Source organism: Sphingopyxis witflariensis, assembly GCF_002205635.1.
In the GTDB taxonomy this organism is placed as follows: Bacteria; Pseudomonadota; Alphaproteobacteria; order Sphingomonadales; family Sphingomonadaceae; genus Sphingopyxis; species Sphingopyxis witflariensis.
In genome coordinates this window covers 457912-478393 of record NZ_NISJ01000002.1, presented here as the reverse complement: position 1 = coordinate 478393, position 20482 = coordinate 457912, and the positions used below count along the sequence as shown (strand labels likewise).

At 62.8% G+C, this 20482-nt stretch carries 15 protein-coding genes; 10 read left to right on the top strand and 5 right to left on the bottom strand.

Going from position 1 to position 20482, the window contains the following annotated elements:
- Nucleotides 1-11: 11 nt before the first annotated feature.
- Nucleotides 12-2171: a TonB-dependent receptor plug domain-containing protein gene (locus CDQ91_RS06250; RefSeq protein WP_237245845.1), complete on the bottom strand. Its 2160-nt coding sequence runs from the start codon at nucleotides 2169-2171 to the stop codon at nucleotides 12-14.
- Between the two features lie 251 nt (nucleotides 2172-2422).
- Between CDQ91_RS06250 and CDQ91_RS06245 the strand changes: the two genes are divergently transcribed.
- The 5 genes from CDQ91_RS06245 to CDQ91_RS06225 all read left to right on the top strand — a co-directional run bounded on the left by CDQ91_RS06245 (nucleotide 2423) and on the right by CDQ91_RS06225 (nucleotide 10972).
- Entirely contained in the window at nucleotides 2423-3316 is an 894-nt protein-coding gene (locus CDQ91_RS06245) for a MurR/RpiR family transcriptional regulator (protein ID WP_088471836.1), read from the top strand.
- Between the two features lie 308 nt (nucleotides 3317-3624).
- Nucleotides 3625-5949 (top strand): TonB-dependent receptor, encoded by a 2325-nt coding sequence (locus tag CDQ91_RS06240; protein WP_237245844.1) that lies wholly within the window; start codon nucleotides 3625-3627, stop codon nucleotides 5947-5949.
- Nucleotides 5950-6053: 104 nt separating this feature from the next.
- Nucleotides 6054-7742 (top strand): amidohydrolase family protein, encoded by a 1689-nt coding sequence (locus CDQ91_RS06235; RefSeq protein WP_419722550.1) that lies wholly within the window; start codon nucleotides 6054-6056, stop codon nucleotides 7740-7742.
- 83 nt (nucleotides 7743-7825) lie between these two features.
- The gene (locus CDQ91_RS06230; protein WP_088471833.1) at nucleotides 7826-9457 is read left to right on the top strand and encodes an amidohydrolase family protein; all 1632 of its coding nucleotides are present in this window, start codon (nucleotides 7826-7828) and stop codon (nucleotides 9455-9457) included.
- Nucleotides 9458-9568: 111 nt separating this feature from the next.
- Nucleotides 9569-10972, top strand: a complete 1404-nt coding sequence (locus tag CDQ91_RS06225; protein ID WP_088471832.1) for an amino acid permease — start codon at nucleotides 9569-9571, stop codon at nucleotides 10970-10972.
- A gap of 20 nt (nucleotides 10973-10992) precedes the next feature.
- On the opposite strand, the gene CDQ91_RS06220 is transcribed toward CDQ91_RS06225, so the two are convergent.
- A complete protein-coding gene (locus CDQ91_RS06220) occupies nucleotides 10993-11466 on the bottom strand; it encodes an Lrp/AsnC ligand binding domain-containing protein (protein WP_201791864.1) in 474 nt (157 codons plus the stop codon).
- Nucleotides 11467-11565: 99 nt separating this feature from the next.
- Here CDQ91_RS06220 and CDQ91_RS06215 point away from each other — a divergent pair, with 99 nt between their 5' ends.
- The 5 genes from CDQ91_RS06215 (at nucleotide 11566) to ahpF (ending at nucleotide 16097) form a co-directional block, all read left to right on the top strand.
- On the top strand, nucleotides 11566-11859 hold the full coding sequence (locus CDQ91_RS06215) for a hypothetical protein (RefSeq protein ID WP_088471830.1): 294 nt from the start codon (nucleotides 11566-11568) through the stop codon (nucleotides 11857-11859).
- Between the two features lie 124 nt (nucleotides 11860-11983).
- The gene (locus CDQ91_RS06210) at nucleotides 11984-13285 is read left to right on the top strand and encodes an Hsp70 family protein (RefSeq protein ID WP_088471829.1); all 1302 of its coding nucleotides are present in this window, start codon (nucleotides 11984-11986) and stop codon (nucleotides 13283-13285) included.
- 86 nt (nucleotides 13286-13371) lie between these two features.
- Nucleotides 13372-13668 (top strand): hypothetical protein, encoded by a 297-nt coding sequence (locus CDQ91_RS06205; RefSeq protein ID WP_088471828.1) that lies wholly within the window; start codon nucleotides 13372-13374, stop codon nucleotides 13666-13668.
- Between the two features lie 165 nt (nucleotides 13669-13833).
- Nucleotides 13834-14397 carry an alkyl hydroperoxide reductase subunit C gene (gene ahpC / locus CDQ91_RS06200; RefSeq protein ID WP_088471827.1) on the top strand — a complete coding sequence of 188 codons (564 nt, stop codon included), beginning with the start codon at nucleotides 13834-13836 and terminating at the stop codon, nucleotides 14395-14397.
- Nucleotides 14398-14540: 143 nt separating this feature from the next.
- Nucleotides 14541-16097, top strand: coding sequence for an alkyl hydroperoxide reductase subunit F (ahpF, locus tag CDQ91_RS06195; RefSeq protein ID WP_201791870.1), 1557 nt, complete (start codon nucleotides 14541-14543; stop codon nucleotides 16095-16097).
- Nucleotides 16098-16214: 117 nt separating this feature from the next.
- On the opposite strand, the gene CDQ91_RS06190 is transcribed toward ahpF, so the two are convergent.
- Genes CDQ91_RS06190 through CDQ91_RS06180 form a run of 3 tightly spaced genes read right to left on the bottom strand, consistent with a single transcriptional unit; the run spans nucleotide 16215 to nucleotide 20454 of the window.
- Nucleotides 16215-17588: an efflux transporter outer membrane subunit gene (locus tag CDQ91_RS06190; RefSeq protein ID WP_237245843.1), complete on the bottom strand. Its 1374-nt coding sequence runs from the start codon at nucleotides 17586-17588 to the stop codon at nucleotides 16215-16217.
- Complete coding sequence (locus tag CDQ91_RS06185; RefSeq protein ID WP_088471825.1) at nucleotides 17585-18745, bottom strand: HlyD family secretion protein; 1161 nt, start codon at nucleotides 18743-18745, stop codon at nucleotides 17585-17587. The genes CDQ91_RS06190 and CDQ91_RS06185 overlap by 4 nt, the downstream gene beginning before the upstream one ends.
- Nucleotides 18742-20454, bottom strand: a complete 1713-nt coding sequence (locus CDQ91_RS06180) for an MFS transporter (RefSeq protein WP_237245842.1) — start codon at nucleotides 20452-20454, stop codon at nucleotides 18742-18744. Before CDQ91_RS06180 ends, CDQ91_RS06185 begins: the two co-directional genes overlap by 4 nt.
- Nucleotides 20455-20482 lie beyond the last annotated feature (28 nt).

Below are 20482 nucleotides of genomic sequence, written 5' to 3'. Positions count from 1 at the left end.
ACCCGGGACGATCAGAATTTGGTGGAGTAGGAGATGTAGACGCTGCGCGGCTTGCCCTCGAACTCATAGCCATAGAAATATTCGGGGCTGTTGACCGCAATCTCGCCGCGGTTGAACGCCGAGCTATAGCGCATGTTTCCATAGCCATAGCGCTCGGCATATTTCTGATCGAAGATGTTGACGATGCGCAGCTGGAACTGGTGCTGCCGCTCGTCGCCGAGCCGATATCCGATCGATCCGTTCATCAGGAAATAATTGCCGAAATTGTGGCGCAGCGAGTTGTTGACCCCGCCGGTCGCAAATTCAGGCCCCTGATAACGCGGGAAGAGCGTGATGTGGAAACGCTCGTCGGGGCTACGCCAGCTGACATTGCCGCCGATCATATATTCGGGCGTCTCGTTGATCTGCAGGTCGCTGCCGTCGAGATGCGCCTTTTGCTTGGTATAGTTGACGTTGAACGAGAATCCCTTGCCGACACGGACGTCGAGTTCGGCGGTCAGTCCGCGGATCTGGGTGGTCCGGTCGTTGTTGAAATAGGTGTTGGGCGTCAGGCCCGAGGTGGTCTGGATGCGGTTGGTGACATCGGTGCGGAACGCCCCGATTTCGGCATTGACGGCGACATTGCCGAATTCCTTGGAGAAACCGATACCGCCATTATAGGTTTCGGTTTCTTCGGTTTTGAGGTCGGGGTTGCCGACGAGCGTGGGGCTTTGGGCGAAAAGCTCGTTGGTGCGCGGCAGACTGTACGATGTACCGCCATTGCCGCGAATATAGAAATCGCCGATCGGCTGGCGGAAGCCGAATTTCCAGATCGTGCGCGACCCGAAGCTGTCGGCGAAATCGGTGCGCAGCGCGAGCGAGAGCTTGGTATCGGGGCTGAAGAAGAGCACCGGGCGGAAATCGGCATAGACGCCGGTGATCGTGTTCGCCTTGTTCGGGATCGGGAAGACCGGGTCCGAATCATCCTTGTACGACACGACCTGGACGCCGGTGACCAGCTCGAACAGATCGGGGAAGGACAGGGTGTTGCGGACGTTCAGCCCCATCTCGCGGAAACCGCCGATCTTGGAATCCTTGCCGAAGCCCTTGTTCGCGGCGGGGATCGACTTGCCGGTGCCGTCGCCGAACGCGGTCGTCTTGCCGGTCGTCGGATCGATGCAACCCGCAGCGATCTTGCAGATTTCGGGATAGGTTTCGGTGTTGTTGAGCTGCGGGTTGCTCCAATAACCCGCGATCTCTGTGTAGACATTGTCCGACCAGCGGCGGTCGAGCGTGAAATCGACGATCGGGTAACGCACGCGGTTGGGTGAAAAGGTTTCGGCGTCGGGGAAGGGGTCCTGGAACTCGATCTGGGTATATTGCCCGTTGACGCGCAACTCGGTCTTGTCGTCGACCTGCCATAGATATTTGATGCCGATATTGCCGCGGTTGAGGGGATATTTCTGGATACCGCCGGCCTTGGCGACATTGTCGACATAGGATTCGGGGGCGAAGATGCGCGGGCCGTCGGTCTGGATGCTGCCGCCATAGACCATCAGGCTGTGGCGTCCGTCGGCGTCGATCGGGAAGCGGGCATTGCCCCAGATTTCGCGCGTGTTGAACGCGCCATATTGCGCGCCCAACTCGAACTTGCTCGTGCCGTCGGGGCGCTTGGTGACCAGGCTAATCACGCCGATGCCGCCGTTGCTGCCAAAGAAAAGGCTGTTGCCGCCGCGGAACACTTCGGCGCGCTCGATCATATGCGGGTCGATCGTCGTCGTGCCCCAGATATCTTCGAGCGCGGGTCCGCGGTCGTAGAGCGGCACGCCGTCGAGTACGACCAGCGTGTCGCGGTCGCTGCCGCCGTCGAGGCGGATCGTATATTCGCCTTCGTCGGGTGAATATCCGATGTTGGCGCCCTTGATCAGAAATTGGGCAATCTCGGCAAAGTTGGTCGCGCCGGTCTCGGCAATCTGTTCGGCGCTGATGATCTGGACGGCATTGCCATATTCGATCGCCTGTGCGGCAGTCGCGGTTGCTTCAGCCGTCACCGATCCGGTCACGACGATCTCATCCATCGCGTCGGCTGCGTCGGCCGCTGCCTCGGCGGCGAACGCGGCGCATGGCAGCACGCTGGCGGTCAGGAACAGGCCAAGACGAACGGCCGCACGAAATTTGGGAGAGTTTTGCACAATATTGCCCCTGTTGAAGGATCGCGGTCACATTGGTGGGGCAAAGGTCGATCGCGTTGAGCGACTCGATGCTGCGCCGCACCAATGTTCGAGGCCCGGCTAGGCGCGGCATGTGACAGTTGAATGAAAATTTCTCATTTTTCAGTTTATATAAAAATGAGAAAGTTTGCTTTTGATATGGCCGGGCTCTGGGGTAATATGATCGGCCCCAAAGGGGTTGGGCAGCGGATTCAGTCAGAGAATTGCCGGATATGAACGAAAAATCCGCAGGACACCGGGGTGCGGCCGACGATCAGAGGCCGGTCGAAAATGCACTGGCGCGAATGAGGGTGGCGCAGGGCAGCATGGCCAAGGGCGCGCGGCGGATTGCCGACTATATCCTCGCCCGGCCCGAGGGCATCGTGCGGATGTCGATTACCGAGCTGGCCGATGCGGTCGGGGTGAGCGAGGGCAGCATCGTCAATTTCTGCCGCGGTATCGGCCTTTCAGGCTTCCAGCATCTGAAGCTCAGCCTTGCGCGCGAGATCGTCGAGCCGGTGCAGTTCATCCATGAGGATGTCGCGCGCGACGATGATATGGACATGATCTGCCGCAAGGTTTTTCATTCGGGGATTCAGGCGCTACGTGATTCGTTGTCGGTACTCGATCCGCAGTCGCTCGCGCGCGCCGTCGATGCAATCCGCACGGCAAAGCGTGTCGAGATTTATGGGATCGGCTCCTCGGCTCCGATGGCCGAAGACACACATTATCGCATGTTGCGCATCGGGCTCGACGCCCGCGTGGTCACCGACAGCCATGTCCAGGCGATCAGCGCCTCGCGTTGCGACCCCGACGTGGCGGTGCTGACCATTTCGCACAGCGGAGCGACGCACGAGACAGTCGCCGCGACGCGGCTCGCGAAAGAGGCTGGCGCGCGTACGATCGTCATTACCAATTTCGCACGTTCGCCGATCCAGGCCTATGCCGATGTTGTTCTGTTTACGATGGCACGCGAAACGCGCTTCCGGACCGAGGCGATGACAAGCCGTATCGCGCAACTCTGCGTTGCCGATGCGTTGATCGCGGCGCTTGCGCTTGCCGATTATGACCGATCGACCGAAACGCTGCGCCAGACTTTCGAAGTGCTGTCGATCAAGCGCTTCTGACCGGCCGGGCGAGGGCCCGCCGACAAGGCGATACCTCAAAAAGCAAATACTCAACTCGGGGCATATGGTTCGATGAATCATGCGTGCCTGCGCGGGCTGATTGCCGTTCCCGCCCGGCAATGCATGGGCCTACTGGCTGGAATCTAGGCGATTTATCGAATTTCCATCAATAGTACTCGAAGATTTTTCAACTTTATGACAGTTGAGCAGAATAAACTACGCCGTTCGGGTTAAAATACCACGCACCTTCGGCTGGTCTGGTGATAGTTCTGAAAAAAATGCCAAAAATGCAAAAAGGGGAAGACAGAATGAAAAATACAGGAATTTCCGTGCGTCGCGTCGGCCGCTCCACTCGCGCCGCGCTCCTGGTTTCCGCAATGTGTGCGACGGGCATCGCACCGGCGATGGCCCAGGAAGATCAGGAGCAGCAGGGCAGCGCGCATGCGACGGGCGGCGAAATCGTCGTCACCGCGCTGAAGCGCGGCACCCGCCTCCAGGATACGCCGCTCGCCATTTCGGCGGTGACCGGTGATTCGCTCGAGCGCGCCGGGACGACCAGCTTCACCGAACTGACCCAGAATACCCCCAGCCTGCGCATCGTCGACAACGGCCCGGGCAACCGCCGCGTCATCCTGCGCGGCGTCGTCGGCGCGGGCGAAGCGACGGTGGGCGTCTACTACGACGAATCGCCGGTGGCGGGTTCGGTCGGCACGACCAGCGACGCGGCGGGCAGCACCCCCGATTTCCGCGTCTTCGATGTCGAGCGCGCCGAAGTGCTGCGTGGGCCGCAGGGCACGCTTTATGGTTCGGGTTCAATGGGCGGCACCGTCCGCATCATCTATGAAAAGCCCAAGACCGACCTGCTCGAAGGGGCCGGGACCCTCAATCTGTCGGCGGTCAAGGGTGGCAGCCCGGGGGCGTCGGTCGATGCGATGGTCAACCTGCCGATCGTCGAGGACAAGCTCGCGCTGCGCGTCGTCGGCAGCTATCAGCAGTTCGGCGGTTATATCGACAACAGCTATTACGGCACCAAGAATATCAACGACGGCTATAGCTACAGCGGCCGCGCCTTGCTGCGCTTCACCCCGACCGACGAGCTGACCATCGATCTGGGCGCTTATTATACCAAGGTGTCGACCGATGCGTCGCGCTGGTTCTTTGAAACCGGTGAACGCCACACGACCAATGCGCGTTCGGAATCGGGCAATTATGACGAAAGCCGGATCTACAGCGGCACGCTGCGCTATGATTTCGGCCCGGTCGCGCTGACCGCAGTTTCGACCTATTTCGACCGCGATCGTACCGTCGTCGGCGACGTCAGTGACAATTTCAACGGTCGCGACACCGCCGCAGGCTGCGTCACCTACCTGAAGCCGGCAGGGGGTGTCTGTACACCCGCACAGCTTGCGCCCTATCTCGATTTGACGCGGACCATTCAATTCTCCAGCCTGTATCAGCCGCAGGGCGTGAAGAATTGGACGAACGAAATCCGGCTTTCGTCGACCGATGGCGGCCCGTTCAACTGGACCTTCGGCGGCTATCTGGAAGATCGCAAATCCTGGGTGCGTTCGACGCTGTTGAGCGCCAATCCGGCGAGCGGCGAACTCAATCCGTTCATCCCTGCGAACATCTATTATGATCGCACGATCAACGATCATCTGAAGCAGAAGGCGCTGTTCGCTGAGCTGTCGTACAAATTCTTCGACAAGCTGACCGCGACAGTCGGCACCCGCTGGTATGAATATGACAAGACCGTGGGCGGCGTCGTCGATCAGGGACAGATCCATTATGCGTCGGTCCCGTCGGCCTATACCGAAGCGCAGACCACCGAAAACGGCTTCGTCCACAAGTTCAACCTGTCGTATGAATTCAGCCGCGACCTGATGATTTATGCCCAGGCGGCGCAGGGTTTCCGCCCCGGCGGCGTCAACCAGGCGATTGGCCTGCCGGCTGCGCTGAGCGCCTACACCGCCGACAGCCTTTGGAACTATGAACTCGGCGTCAAGAGCCAGCCGATCCAGGGCGTTTACTTCAACCTGACCGGCTATCAGATCGACTGGTCGAACATGCAGGTTTCGGCCCGCACCTCGGGCGCGGGGTCGGTGTTCGGGCTGATCTCGAACGTCGGCGCGGCGCGCATCAAGGGCGTCGAGGCCGAACTCAACGCCTCGCCGATCGACGGCCTCTCGCTGATCGCCAATGTCGGTTACACCGATGCCAAGCTGACCGAAGATCAGGTCAGCCAGGTCGTCGTCGCTGCTGGCCGCAAGGGCGACCGTCTGCCCTTCGTTCCCAAGTGGAATGTCAGCGGATCGGCCGAATATGGCTGGTCGCTCAGCGACAGTCTCGACGCTTCGGTGCGCCTCGATGCCAGCTATTCGGGTTCGTCCTATTCGACGCTCGCCAAGACCGACGTCTATCGCCGCAAGGTTGATGAATATGCGCTGGTCAACGCGCGGATCGGCGTCGAGGCGCCCGACGGGAACTGGAGCGCGCATCTTTATGTGAACAATCTGTTCGATGCGCTGGCGATCACGACCAAATCGAGCAGCGCGAACACCGGCGGCCTGACGGTCACCCACGGCGCGCCGCCGCGGACGATCGGTCTCAGCCTCGCGAAGCGGTTCCGCTAACGACAGGCCGGGTGCGTGGCGGGATGTTCTTCGCCACGCACCCGCAGTCGCGACGATAATTTTCAAAATTTCCAGGATTTCCATAGGGAACGGGAGGGGGCATGATGAAGAAATTGGGCTTGGTCGCACGGCAGGCGTTGGCAGTTGGAAGCTTGGGTTTGCTGGGCTCCATTTCGGCTACCGCAGTGCAGGCGCAGACCGCCGCACCCGCCGCCGAACCGGTGAAGGCGCGCGCGGGCGCGGTTCCAGCGCCGGCTCGGCAGCAGGGCGAGGGCGCCGGACCGTTCCGCAAAATGGTCATCCGCGGCGTGACGCTGATCGACGGCAGCGGCGCCCCGCCGCGCGGCCCGGTTGACGTCGTTGTCGAAAATAACATCGTCACCGCGATCGAGGCCGCCGGCACTCCCGGGCTGCCGCTGGTTCAGGGCCGGGCGCCGCGCGACGCAGACTATGAACTCGACGCGACGGGCATGTATATGCTGCCGGGCTTCATCGACATGCACGTCCATGGGTCGAGCGACGATAAGGCGCCTGATCTCAGCTATTCGTACAAGCTGTGGCTGGCGCATGGCGTCACTTCGGTCCGCGGCGTCGACCTTGCGCCGTTCGAAATTGCACTGAGCGAGCGTGCGCGTTCGGCGCGCAACGAAATCGCAGCGCCGCGCATCTTCTCCTATCACCGTCCCGGCACCGGGCGCGGCTGGACCGGCGGCGTGACGAACACCCCCGAAAAAGCGCGTGAGTGGGTACGCTGGGCGGCCAAAGCCGGGATCGACGGGATCAAGGTCACCGCCGATCCGACCCAGCCGCCCGAAGTGCTTGAAGCCATTTATGACGAGGCGAAAAAGCAGCATATCGGCACTGTCGCGCATCTCAGCCAGATCGGCGTTGCGCGGATGGATGCCCGGCATGCGGGCGATGCCGGGCTCGGCACCGTCACCCATTTTTACGGCCATATGGAATCGCTGCTGAAGGAAGGCCCGGTCCAGAACTGGGACCCCAGCTATAATTATATGGATGAGCAGGATCGCTTCAGCAATGTCGCGAACCTCTATCGCGAAAGCTTCGAACCCGGTTCGGACGAGTGGAAGGACTATCTTCAGACCCAGAAGAAAAATGGCGTCACCTTCGACCCGACGATGACCATTTATGCGGCGTCGCGCGACCTGATGCACGCGCGCAACGCCGACTGGCACGGCCAATATACGATGCCGCAGCTGTGGAACTTCTTTCAGTCGTCGCGTGAAAATCACGGCTCCTACTTCTTCGACTGGACGACCGAGAAAGAGGTGCGGTGGCGCAATTTCTACAAGAAATTCATGCACCTGATCAATGACTACAAGAATATCGGCGGCCGCGTCACCGCGGGTTCGGACTCGGGTTTCATCTTCAAAACTTACGGCTTCGGCTATGTCGAGGAGTTGGAACTGCTTCAGGAAGCCGGCTTCAACCCCACCCAGGTGGTGCAGGCCGCGACGCTCAACGGCGCGCTGACGCTGTACGAGCCCAAGGGCAATGTCGCGCCGCCGATCGGCACCGTGCGCGTCGGCAAGCTTGCCGACATGGTGCTGGTAAAGGAAAACCCGCTCCAGAATTTCAAGACGCTTTACGGCACCGGCGCGCTTCGGCTCAACGAACAGACGCAGAAGCTCGAGCGCGTTGGCGGGGTCAGCTATACGATCAAGGACGGCATCGTTTACGATGCGAAAAAGCTGCTCGCCGACGTCGCCGAAATGGTGAAATCCGAAAAGCGGCGCATGGGCCTTCCCGAAGAAGGCGTTCCACTACCCTGAGCCGATGGGGAGGCGGTGCCGGAAGGTGCCGCTTCCCCATTCGCTTTTCAAAACAGATGATTCGAACTGGGGAAGCAGAGATTATGAAGTTGAACTTGACGAAAATCGCGCTGGTGGCGGCGTTGCTTACGGTGCCGGCAGCGGCGCATCAGGACGACGGTAAAAAGCCTGCCGCCGCGGAAACCTTCCCGATCAGCGCCGGGGCTCCGGCGCGCAAGCCGGGTGAGGGGGCGGGGCCGTTCCGCAAGATGGTGATCCGCAACGTGACGATCATTGACGGCACCGGCGCCCCGCCGCGCGGCCGCTTCGACATCGTTATTGAGGGCAACCGCATCGCGTCGATCAAGCAGGCGGGCTGGCCGGGGCTTCCCTCCGCCGCCAACCGCGCGCCGAACGACGCCGATCATGAAATCGACGCGACCGGCATGTATATCATGCCGGGCTTCACCGACATGCACGTCCACCTGCCCGGCGCCGACAAGGCGCCCGACGCCAGCTATGCCTACAAGCTGTGGCTCGCGCATGGCGTGACGACGGTGCGCGGCGTTCCGCTCGCCGCCCCCTCGGTCGCCAGCAATGAGAAGAATCGTTCGGCGCGCAACGAAATCGCCGCACCGCGCATCTTCAACTATCAGACGCTTGGTGCCGGTTGGGCCGGTGGGGTCGTCGACACGCCGCTGAAAGCGCGCGAATGGGTGCGCTGGGCTGCAAAGAATAACATCGACGGGATCAAATTCTTCAACCGCGAGAATGAAACCCCCGACGTCTTCTCGGCCGCGCTCGACGAGGCGAAGAAGCTCGGCCTCGGCACCACCGCGCATCTCAGCCAGATCGGCGTTGCCAATTTCAACGGGCGCCAGGCCGGCGATGCCGGGCTGAACACGATCACCCATTATTACGGGCATATGGAATCGCTGCTTAAGGGCCGCGCGATCCAGGATTTCCCGGCGAACTACGACTATAACAACGAGCAGCACCGCTTCGGCGAAGTCGCCGAGATCTGGGACCAGGTCAACGGTCCCGAGACCAAGCAGTGGCAGGAATATCTTGAAGCGCAGAAGGCGAGCCACGTCACCTTCGATCCGACCTTCAACATCTATGCCGCCTCGCGCGATTTGATGCGCGCGCGCAACGCCGATTGGCATGGCCGCTATACGACGCCGCAGATGTGGAGCTATTTCCAGTCGACCCGCGATAATCACGGTTCCTATTTCTTCGACTGGACGACCGAGAATGAGTTTGCGTGGAAGAATTTCTACAAACTCTACATGCGTCTGATGAATGACTATAAAAACATGGGCGGCCGCGTCACCGTCGGCACCGACTCTGGCTTCATCTTCAAAACCTATGGCTTCGCCTATGTCGAGGAACTGGAATTGCTGCGCGAAGCGGGCTTCTCACCGCTCGAAACGATCCGCGCTGCGACGATGATGGGTGCCAAGACGCTGTACGAACCCCGCGGTGAAACCCCGCCGATCGGCGCAGTCCGCGCCGGCATGCTCGCCGATCTGGTGATCGTCCCCGAAAATCCGCTGCAAAATTTGAAGACCCTCTATGGCACGGGTTTCCAGCGGCTGAATTCGGAAACGAACAAGCAGGAAATCGTCGGCGGCGTGAAATACACCATCAAGGACGGCATCGTATACGACGCGAAGCAGATGCTCGCCGAAGTCGCGGCGATGGTCGAATCCGAAAAGGCCCGCCTGGGCCAATAACCAGCTTATCGAACCGAAATCGGGGTCGTCTCTTGCCGCATGTGGCAAGGGTCGACGCCCGGTTACCGGCGTTGATCCCGATCGTCGTGATGGTCGGGCAGGGGGATTTGCATGTCTTTTTTGACCAGACGAAAATCGATCGAATCGATCACGACGATGAACGAAACGCAGCGGCTACACCGGACGCTGAGTTGGTGGCATCTGATCGCGCTGGGCGTCGGGGCGATCGTCGGCACGGGTATTTATACCTTGATTGGCGTCGGCGCCGAGCGCGCCGGTCCTGCCGTCCTCATCGCCTTCATCATCGCCGGTCTCGTCTGTATCTGCGCCGCGCTCGCATATGCCGAGCTCGCGACGCTGATGCCCGTATCGGGCAGCGCCTATACCTATAGCTATGCCGTGATCGGCGAAGGCGTTGCCTGGGTGATCGGGTGGAGCCTCGTGCTCGAATATTCGGTCGTCTGCGCCGCGGTTGCGGTCGGCTGGTCGGGCTATGCCGTGGGCTTTCTGCAGTCGGCCGGGATCGATATCCCGCACGCACTCGTCGCCGGGCCCCATGCCGGCGGGATCATCAATCTTCCCGCCATCTTCATCGTTGCGGGTGTTGCGGGCATGTTGCTGGTCGGCACGCGCGAAAGCGCGACGCTCAACATCATCCTTGTCATCCTGAAGCTCGCTGCGCTTGCCGCCTTCATCGCACTGGCGCTGCCGGCGTTCGACGCCGGAAATTTCAAACCCTTCATGCCTTATGGCTTTGCGGCGCATGAGGTCGATGGGCAGGTGCGCGGGGTGATGGCGGCCGCCGCGATTATCTTCTTCGCTTTCTATGGCTTTGACGCTGTTTCGACCGCAGCGGAGGAGACCAAGAATCCGGGTCGCGACCTGACCATCGGGATCATCGGGTCGATGGTCGTCTGCACCCTCGTCTATATCGGTGTGGCCGCCGCCGCCATCGGCGCGATGCCCTTCCTCGATTTCTCCAGTTCGGGCGAGCCGCTCGCGCATGTCCTGCGCACGCTGGATCATCCCGGCGTCGCAACCTTCATCGGCGCGGTTGCTGTCGTTGCTCTGCCGACGGTGATCCTCGCCTTTATGTTCGGACAGAGTCGCATCTTTTTCGTGATGGCGCGCGACCGGATGCTTCCCGAGCGGCTGGGCAAGCTGAACAAACGGGGCACGCCGGTCGCAGTCACGGTGGGCACTGCGCTTGTCGTGTCGGCGATCGCGGGCTTCTTCCCGCTGTCGGAGATTGCCGAACTCGCCAATGCGGGAACGCTCGCAGCGTTCGTCGCGGTGGGTTTATGCCTGATCATCCTGCGCGTTCGCAAACCCGACCTGCCGCGTGTGTTTCGCGCGCCGATGCCCTGGCTCGTCGGGTCGATCGCGATCGGCGGTTGTATCTATCTGTTCATCAGCCTGCCCGGGGTGACCCAGTTCCGGTTCCTGATCTGGAACCTGATCGGGGCCGCCATCTATCTGGCCTATGGCGCGCGCAAAAGCCGCCTGGCCGGATAGGACGGATTATTGCGATGGCGTCACAAAGGCAGGCTTGTCTCGTTCTTGACCTCTTCGAGAACGGCGTAGGTCCGGGTTTCGCGAACCCCGGGCATATGGACGAGCGTTTCGGCAAGGAACATCCGATAGGCTTCCATGTCGCGGACGCGAACCTTGATCAGATAGTCGAAACCGCCGGCGACCATATGACATTCGAGGATTTCGGGCATCGCCGACACCGATGCCGCGAATTCCTTGAACACGTCGCCGGTGGTCCGATCCATCAGCACTTCGATGAAGATCAACAGCGCGCGGTCGAGCTTGGTCGGATCGAGCAGAGCATGGAAACCAAGAATATAGCCTTGCTCGCGCAACCGTTTCAGTCGGTCGAAACAGGCCGACGGCGACAGGCCGCAACGATTGGCCAGTTCCTGATTGGTGATCCGGCCCTCCGCTTGAATCACCTTGAGTATGCGACGGTCGGCATCGGTCAGCATAGAGGATTCTCCGGTCATGTTTAAATTTTCCCGATATTGGTCCCATGTTTTGACGAAACTACCAAGAACATTTTTTGAAATTTGGCGTGAAGTTCGAAGAATCGATGGAACGGAGGGGTGGTTGAAGTGAGCGAAGTGAAGCAGCGCATGTGCATCGTGAATCCGGCACTGGTGGACGATATCGTTCCTCTCGTCGGTGGCCAGTGCGAAATCATGACCAAAATCGGCATCAGCTGGAACAGCTGGATCAAGATCACCGGTGGCTTGCCGGTCCGACATTCGCTGGCCCACCGGTTCAAGGCGCGCGTTCTTGCCACCGCCGAAGAGGTGGAAGGTTTCCGCCGAAAATTTCCGTCGCCGTGCGGCGGGATCGATCGTGCCGCGCTCGACGACGCATTCCTGTTGCCCTGAGGCTTGATGCGCGTCGTCGACGCGCCTATGGGCCTGCCCTCCCGAAAGTCTATATAATCCCTCTGCTCGCGCCCGGCCTGCACGGGCGTATGGGCCGCGCGCGCTTCATAGAGTAGAAAAGCATATGACGACCAGCCCCGCCGGTCCGGTCCTGGGGCTGGATTTCGGTACGACCAACAGCGTCGCCGCGATCGCCGGCGATGATAGCACCCCCGAACTCGTGGGCTTCGATGGCCCCGCGTCGAGCGGGCCGGTCTTTCGTTCGGCGCTCTGCTTCTGGCAGGATGCTGCTGCCCGCGGCGGTCTTGCGGTCGAGGCCGGGCCGTGGGCGATCGCCGAATATCTGTCCTACCCGCAGGACAGCCGTTTCCTGCAATCGTTCAAATCGGTCGCCGCCAGCGCGAGTTTCGACACCGCCTCGATCTTCACCAAACGCTATCGCTTCGAGGAATTGGGACGGCTGTTCCTCGACAAACTCGTCGCGCATGCGGGTGCCCCGCTCGCCGAGCGGCCGCGCCGCGTGGTTGTCGGACGCCCGGTGGAATATGCTGGGGGTCGCCCTGACCCCGTCATCGCGCGCCAGCGTTATGACGCGATGTTCGCCGGTTTCGGCACCGAGATCCATTATGTCTATGAACCGATCGGCGCGGCGTTCAGCTATGCCTCGCGGCTGACCGAGCCGGCGACCCTGCTCGTCGCCGATTTTGGCGGCGGGACGAGCGATTTTTCGGTGGTCAAGGTTGCCGAGCCCGGCGCCGCGCGGCGCTGCGTGCCGCTCGGCCACGCGGGGATCGGGATTGCGGGGGATCGTTTCGATTACCGCATCATCGACCGGCTGGTGCTGCCGATGCTCGGCAAGGGCGGGCTCTATCGCTCGTTCGACAAATTGCTCGAGATTCCGGGCGGGCATTTCCGCGATTTCGCCGACTGGTCGCGCCTCGCGCTGATGCGCAATCGCCGCACGCTCGACCAGTTGCGTCGGCTTCAACAGAGCGCGGTCGATGGCGCGGCGATCGGGCGGATGATCGCGGTGATCGAAAATGAACTGGGCTATCCGCTCTATGATGCGGTCGGCCAGCTGAAGCGCGCGCTCTCCGAGGGCGATGCGGCGCATTTTCATTTCGCGGGTGCGGGGCTGGAGATTGAGGCCGAGGTCACCCGCGCCGAATTTGAAGGCTGGATCGCCGAAGATGTTGCGGCAGTCGAGGAAACCGTCGACCGCGCGCTCGTCGCGGCGGGCGTGCAGGAGCGCGCCATCGACCGCGTCTTCCTGACCGGCGGTACCTCGCTGACCCCCGCGATCCGCGCGCTGTTCGCGCGGCGCTTCGGCGAGGCAGCGATCATGAGCGGCGATGAGCTGACCTCGATCGCGCACGGGCTGGCGCTGATCGCGCAGGAAGAGGATATGACGCCTTGGGCAGCCTGATCGCCCGCCGCATTTAATCCTCTTCGCACCGCCGGTGGTGTGATATGTTGCGCCTTGCCAGCCTGCACATGGGAAGAGGAGGGCAGATGATGGCCGACGACTGGAATGTCGACGATCTGGCGCTGTGCATCAGCCGCCACGAACGCTATCCGCCCGAAGTCCGTCCGGGCGTAATCCTCATCGTGCGCGAAGTCATCGGCGATATGGTCGATGTGGTGACCGGCCACCATGGCATCGCGCTGCGGTTCCGGGGCGCGCCCGATCTGGGTCCTCGCGCCGCCTATTGCGCGCGACGCTTTCGCAAGATCACCCCCTGCGAGGCCGATGCATTCGATCACGAAGTGATTGACATCATGACCGAAGCGGCCGCCGGCCACGAATAGGGTGCGCGCAGGCCGCTAATCGCTCCGGCGTGGCTACAAAAAGCGTCTTGATCGCTTTTACCGATAAGTCTGCAAGATATTTTGAACTTGCCGGGCGAGGCTGCGGTGCATACCTGCCCCCCTGCAAGAGATTATTGCAGTGCAACAAACAAAGGAAACTCTCCCATGGGTATCATCGGAAGCTCGATCAAACCGTTCAACGCCACTTCCTATTATCAGGGCAAGTTCGTCCCCGTGTCGGACACCGACACCCAGGGCAAATGGGCGGTTTTCTTTTTCTACCCCGCCGACTTCACCTTCGTCTGCCCGACCGAGCTCGAAGACCTCGCCAATCAGTATGAAGTGCTGCAGGGCCTCGGCGTTGAAGTCTATGCCGTGTCGACCGACACGCATTTCAGCCACAAGGCATGGCACGACAGCTCGCCGGCGATCGGCAAGATCAACTATCACATGCTGGGCGATCAGAACCACGTCCTCGCCAACAATTTCGGCGTGCTGCGTGAAAATTCGGGCCTTGCCGACCGCGCGACCTTCGTTGTCGATCCCGACGGCGTGATCCAGGTGATGGAAATCACCTCGGAAGGCGTCGGCCGCAACGCCGAGGAACTGGTCCGCAAGATCAAGGCCGCCGTTTATGTGCGCGCCAACCCCGGTCAGGTCTGCCCCGCGAAGTGGGAAGAAGGCGCCGAAACGCTGGCTCCCTCGATCGAACTCGTCGGCAAGATCTGAGCCGCAACTACCGGATCGCCGGGCGGGCATCGCGCCCGCCCGGCCTTCACCCCCCTCAAAAAACACATCGTAGCCAAGTCGCCGCGACCGCCCATTCGGCCGCGAAGCCTTGCGCTTGCCCGGAAAGGCCCTCTCCCATGCCCATCCTCGACGCCAACACGACCGCCCAGCTCAAAACCTATCTCGGCAATCTGCGCCGTCCGATCGAGCTGGTCGCGAGCCTCGACGGCTCGCCCAAGTCGGCCGAGATGCGCAGTCTGGTCGAAGAGGTCGCGGCGCAGTCCGATCTGGTCACCGCACGCTTCGACGGCGACGATGCCCGCCGCCCGTCCTTCGCGATCCGCGGCGATGAAGGGCGCGCCGAAGCGGTGTTCGCGGGCCTGCCGATGGGGCATGAATTCACCTCGCTGATCCTCGCGCTGCTCCACGTCGGGGGCCATCCGCCGAAGGAAGACGCCGAACTGCTCGACGCCGTGCGCGCGCTTGAGGGCGAATTTGTCTTCGAAAGCTTCTTCTCGCTCACCTGTCAAAACTGCCCCGATGTCGTGCAGGCGCTCAACATCATAGCGGCGCTCAACCCCCATGTCCGCCACGTCGCGATCGACGGCGCGCTTTATCAGGATGAGGTCGAGCGGCGTCAGGTGATGGCGGTTCCCGCCGTCTATCTGAACGGCGAACCCTTTGGGCAGGGCCGCATGGATCTGGCGCAGATCATGGCGAAGCTCGACACCGGTGCGGTCGCCCGCGCGGCGGAGAAGATCGCCGCGAAGGATGCGTTCGACGTGCTCGTGATCGGCGGTGGTCCCGCTGGCGCTGCGGCGGCGATTTACGCCGCGCGCAAGGGCATCCGCACCGGGGTCGTCGCCGAACGCTTCGGCGGTCAGGTGCTCGACACGCTGGGGATCGAAAATTTCATCTCGGTCCAGCACACCGAAGGGCCGAAGCTCGCGGCGCAGCTCGAACAGCATGTCAAAGAATATGACGTCGACATCATGAACCTGCAGGAAGCGGTCCGGCTCATCCCCGGCGGCACGACCGGCCTGCACGAAGTGAAGCTGAAAAGCGGCGCGAGCGTGCGCGGCAAGACGGTGATCCTGTCGACCGGCGCGCGCTGGCGCCAGATGGGCGTCCCCGGCGAAGAGGAATATCGCAACAAGGGCGTCGCTTACTGCCCGCATTGCGACGGTCCCTTGTTCAAGGGCAAGCGCGTCGCGGTGATCGGCGGTGGCAATTCTGGGGTCGAGGCGGCGATCGACCTTGCTGGGCTCGTCACCCATGTCACGCTGATCGAATTTGACAGCGAGTTGCGCGCCGATGCGGTGCTGCAGAAGAAATTGCGCAGCCTGCCCAACGTCACCATCATAACCTCGGCGCTCACCACCGAAGTGCTCGGCAATGGCGAGCGCGTCGTCGGGCTGCGCTATCGTGATCGGGGCAGCGACGACGAGCATGTTGTCGAACTCGAGGGCATTTTCGTCCAGATCGGCCTGATCCCGAATACCGAATGGCTCGACGGCGCGATCGCATTGTCGAACCGCGGCGAGATCGAAGTCGATGCGCGCGCCGCGACCAGCCAGCCGGGCATTTTCGCCGCCGGTGACGTGACGACGGTGCCGTATAAGCAGATCGTCATCGCGATGGGGCAGGGATCGACCGCCGCGCTGTCGGCCTTCGACCATCTGATCCGTTCGGAGGGCTGAACGCGGCCGACGCGGGGCCAGGCAATCTCCCTCTCCTGCGCTTCATCCCATCCATGGGCGTCCGGCTCGTCCCGTCGCGACGGATTTACCTGCAGGGCGACGGAAGAATCTGCCTGACTAGGTTGCCGTGCCGCCGCCGAGCGCCTGATAGAGCGCGACATAGGCGGTGAGCCGGTCGGCGCGCAGCTGGATGAGCGCCAGATCGACCGCCAGCAGCGCGCGCTGCGCATCAATTTGCTCGAGATAGGGCGAATAGCCCGCGCGATAGCGGTTCGTCGCGTGACGCAGCGCATCGGCGACGGCGGCGCGCTGGGCGAGCAGCGCAACCTCTTGTGCGCCGAGCCGGTCGATCACCGCGAGCTGGTCCTCGACCTCGCGAAAGGCGGTGAGCACGGTGCGCCGATAGGCAAAGGCAGCCTGATCGCGCTGCGCGGTCGCGGCGTCGAACTGGCCCTGCAATCGCCCGCCCTGAAACAGCGGGGCAAGGATGCTGCCGCCGATCGACCAGATGCTCACCGGATCGGGCAAAGCGGAGGAGAGGACGCCGCCTGCCGAGGCCGATAGGCGGAGCTGCGGCAGGAATTGCGCGCGGGCGACGCGCAAATTGGCGTCGGTCGCAGCGAGGGCATATTCGGCTTGCGCGATGTCGGGGCGGCGGCGGACGAGGTCCGATGGCACGACCCCCGGCACCAGCGGGGTCGCCAGCGCGGCAAAGTCGCGCCCGCGTGCGATGGCGTGCGGCGTATCGCCGACCAGCTGTGACAGCGCATTTTCCTGTCGCGCGATCGCCGCTTCAATCGCGGGGATTTGCTGTTCGGTGGCGCGATATTCGGCCTCCGACTGCCGAAGCTCGAGCTGCGAGGTATAGCCGGCCTCGGCGCGGTCGCGTGCGATGCGCAGCGCTTCGCCGCGCGAGGCGAGCGTCTGGATCAGCAGCGCGCGCCGTTCGTCGAGCGCGAGCAGGGTGATATAGCTGCTCGCGGTCGCCGCACTGACCGACAGCATCGCCGCCTCGCGGGCCGCCTGCACCGCCGCGGCATTGGCGCGCGCGGCGTCGACCTGCGCGGCGTTGCGGCCGAACAGGTCGATTTCATATGCGGCCTGAAACGCAGGCTGCCCCGCGAGGCTTTCGGTCGCGACCCCAAAGGCATTGAGGCTGCGCGATTCGGCGCCGGGGAGGTTGGCGCTCAGGCTGGGGAGCAGCAGCGACCGTGACACGCGCTCCTGCGCCCGCGCTTCGGCGACGCGCGCCGCGGTGATCGCAAGGTCGGCGTTGTTCGCGCGCGCCTGCTCGACCAATGCGGCGAGCTGCGCGTCGCCAAAGCCGATCCACCAGTTGCGGTCGACCTCGCCCGTCGCGGGGGGCGCGGTGCGCCAGTCGGCGGGCGGCGCAACCATGCTTGCTTCGGGACGCTGCGCGATCGTCGGCATGCAACCGCCGAGCAACATTGGAAGCAGCAGGGCAGCGCGGCGCATCGGGCGGCGGGTCATACACCGTCCCCGGTGTGGACCGTCGCGACCACCGACATGCCGGGGCCGAGCCGGTCGGTCAGCTTCTGATCCTTGTCGATGCGGATACGCACCGCGATGCGTTGCGGCACTTTGACGAAATTGCCCGACCCGGTGTCGGGCTTGATCACACTGAACTCGCTGCCCGCAGCGGGGGCGATGCTTTCGACATGCCCTTTCAGTTCGGCGCCGCCTAGTGCGTCGATGGTCAGCGTCGCGCGCTGGCCGACGCGGATGTTCGCCGTCTGTGCTTCCTTGAAATTGGCGACCACCCAATGACGCTGGGGGACAAGGTACATGAGCTGGGAGCCCGGATTGACGAGCTGGCCGACGCGCACGGGTACTTCGCTGAGCGTCCCGTCGCGGGGCGCGCGGATGATCGTGTTTTGCAGGTCGATGTCGGCGAGGCCGCGCGCGGCTTCGGCATTGGCGACCCCGGCCTCCAGCCCGCCGCGGCCGACCCCGACCGAGCGGACCTGCTCGAGCGCGATCTGCCGCTGGGCTTCGGCCTGACGAACCGCCGCTTCGGCCTGGCGCAGCGCGGCGAGAGTCTGGTCGCGTTCGCGCAGCGAGACCGACCCCGCATCGACCAGTTCATTGACGCGGCGCATATCGGCCTGCGCGCGGGCGAGCTGGGCTTTGGCATTGCCGATGCTGGCATCCTGCAATTGCACCTGCGCCTCGGCCGAGCGGCGGCTTTGCTCGCTGTTGCTGAGGTTGGCCGACTGGGCCGCGATGCTGGCGCTGCCTTGCGCGACCCGCTGGCGATAGATGCGGTCGTCGATGGTGACGAGGATTTGGCCCGCCTTCACCCGTTCGAAATCCTGCACCAGAACTGCGGTGACATAGCCGCCGACCTGCGGCGCGATGATCGTCGTCTGGCCGCGGACATAGGCATTGTCGGTCGACTGGCTGGCGGGTCGGAAGGGCGGTAGGCCCCAAGCGTAAAGAATGGCGAGCGCGCCGGCGAGGATGATGCCGCCGAACAGGATCATGCGTCCGCGCGAGCGGTCGGGCCGCCATCCATCGGCGGGCGCTTCGTCGGGCTCCGGGGAGGGCTCGGGTGCGGCGAGCTTGGGTGCCGGAACCACCTTCGCCTTGTCGGCGGGCGGCTGTGTGCCTTCTTGCTTGTCGGTCATTGGTTTCTCGTCATCATCTTCTGAAGCGCCTCCAGTTCCTTGGCCAGCGGATTGAAGCCGCGCGTGCGATCGTACAGCCAGCGCGCCGCCATGATCAGGAAGGCCAGCGAAGCCCCGGTTCCGATCACGAAAAACACATCGTTAAAGGCCAGGATCGCCGCCTCGCGCGCCGCTTCCTGCACCACCATAGCGCCCGCAGTCGCGCTGCGCAGCGCGGGGTCGGTCATTGTTCCGCTCATGCTCGCGGCCAGGTCGTTGATCGCCTTGGCGACCCCGGGGTTGCTGGTCGATATGCTTTGTCCCAGCATCATCAGATGCGCTTTGGTCCGCAGCGTATGAAAAGCCGAAAGCGCTGCGACCCCGGCAAGACCACCGAGGGTTTGCGAGAGGTTGAACAGCGCGAGGAAGCTGATCACATAGGATGGCCCTTTGGCCAGCGCGCGCACGAAGCCCTCCATCAGCATCGGTCCCATGAAATAGACGGCGGCAAAGGCGAGCGCGGCCTGCGTCAGGTAAAGGTTGGCGGGACGGGTCAGTAGGCCCGAATGGGTGTCGGCGAAGGCGGCGACCGCGATGACGGCCAGCGAGATGAGCGTCGGCCGCCGGAGATCGTTGGGATCGAGCCGCGCCACGGCGAGGATGGCGCCAAACAATGTCGCGAGCGTCAGCAGCGTATAATAGGTGACAAGCTGGTCGTTCACCATGCCGAGCGCTGACAGCAGCCCGGTCGAGCCGAAACTCTGCTCGGACAGGAGAACGCGCACGAAAGCGCCGGCCAGCGCGAATTTCAGCAGGTCGCGGCTGCCCATCCAGCGCGTGTGCAGCATCGGGTTGGCGCGGTTATGCTCGATCAGGAACGCGACACCGATCAGGAGGAGCGCCGCCGCCAGCGCGCCGCCGAGCCACGGCGTCGACCACCATATAATCCGGCCCTGAATCAGAAAGGCGCACAGCAATCCGACCCCGGCGGCGAGCAGCGGAAAGGTGACGAGATCGAGTTTTTCGAACGAACGGATCGTCTCGCCCGGCGGCAGATGGAGGATGTTGACCAGCCCCACCGCGACGAGCGAGAGTGCAAATTGCAACACGAACAAATTGGTGACGTCACCGTCGGCGAGCAAAAGCGGTGAGATGGCACGCGCGAAGGGCAGCGCAACCTGTGTCAGGCCGATACCTATCAGCAATCCGCCGAGCCGCGCTTTGGCGGGTACGCCCTGCATCAGATAAAAGATCGCCAGCGTGGAAAGGCCGCTCGCCGCGACGCCCGATACCCCGCGCGCGACCAACTCCATCCGGTAACCGGCGTCGAACAGCTGGAGGAAGTTGGCGAGCAGAAGCGCCAGCATGACCGCGCGTACGAAGCGCTGGATGCCGAATTGCTGGCGCGCCTTGAACAGCAGGATGCTCATGCACGCATTGGTCATGCTATAAGTGGCGGTGACCCAGCCGGCATCGACCGGGGTCAGGTCGAGATGTCCCTGGAGCGCGGTCAGATTGGCTAGCAGCAGGCCGTTCTGGAAACCGCCGACGATGCCCAGATAGGCCCCGATCAGGAAATAGGCGAATTTGCGCGAGGCCGGATGGTCGGGGTTTGCGGGCGATCCCGGCATCATCGGTCGTTCGTGCGGCTTGAAGATATAGCCGCCCGGCGTGGGACTGCTGTTCGCCGGATCAGCCATGGGGGGCGTGCAGATTGTCGAGGTCGGCATGATCGACGCCGTTGATCTGGGCGCGCGG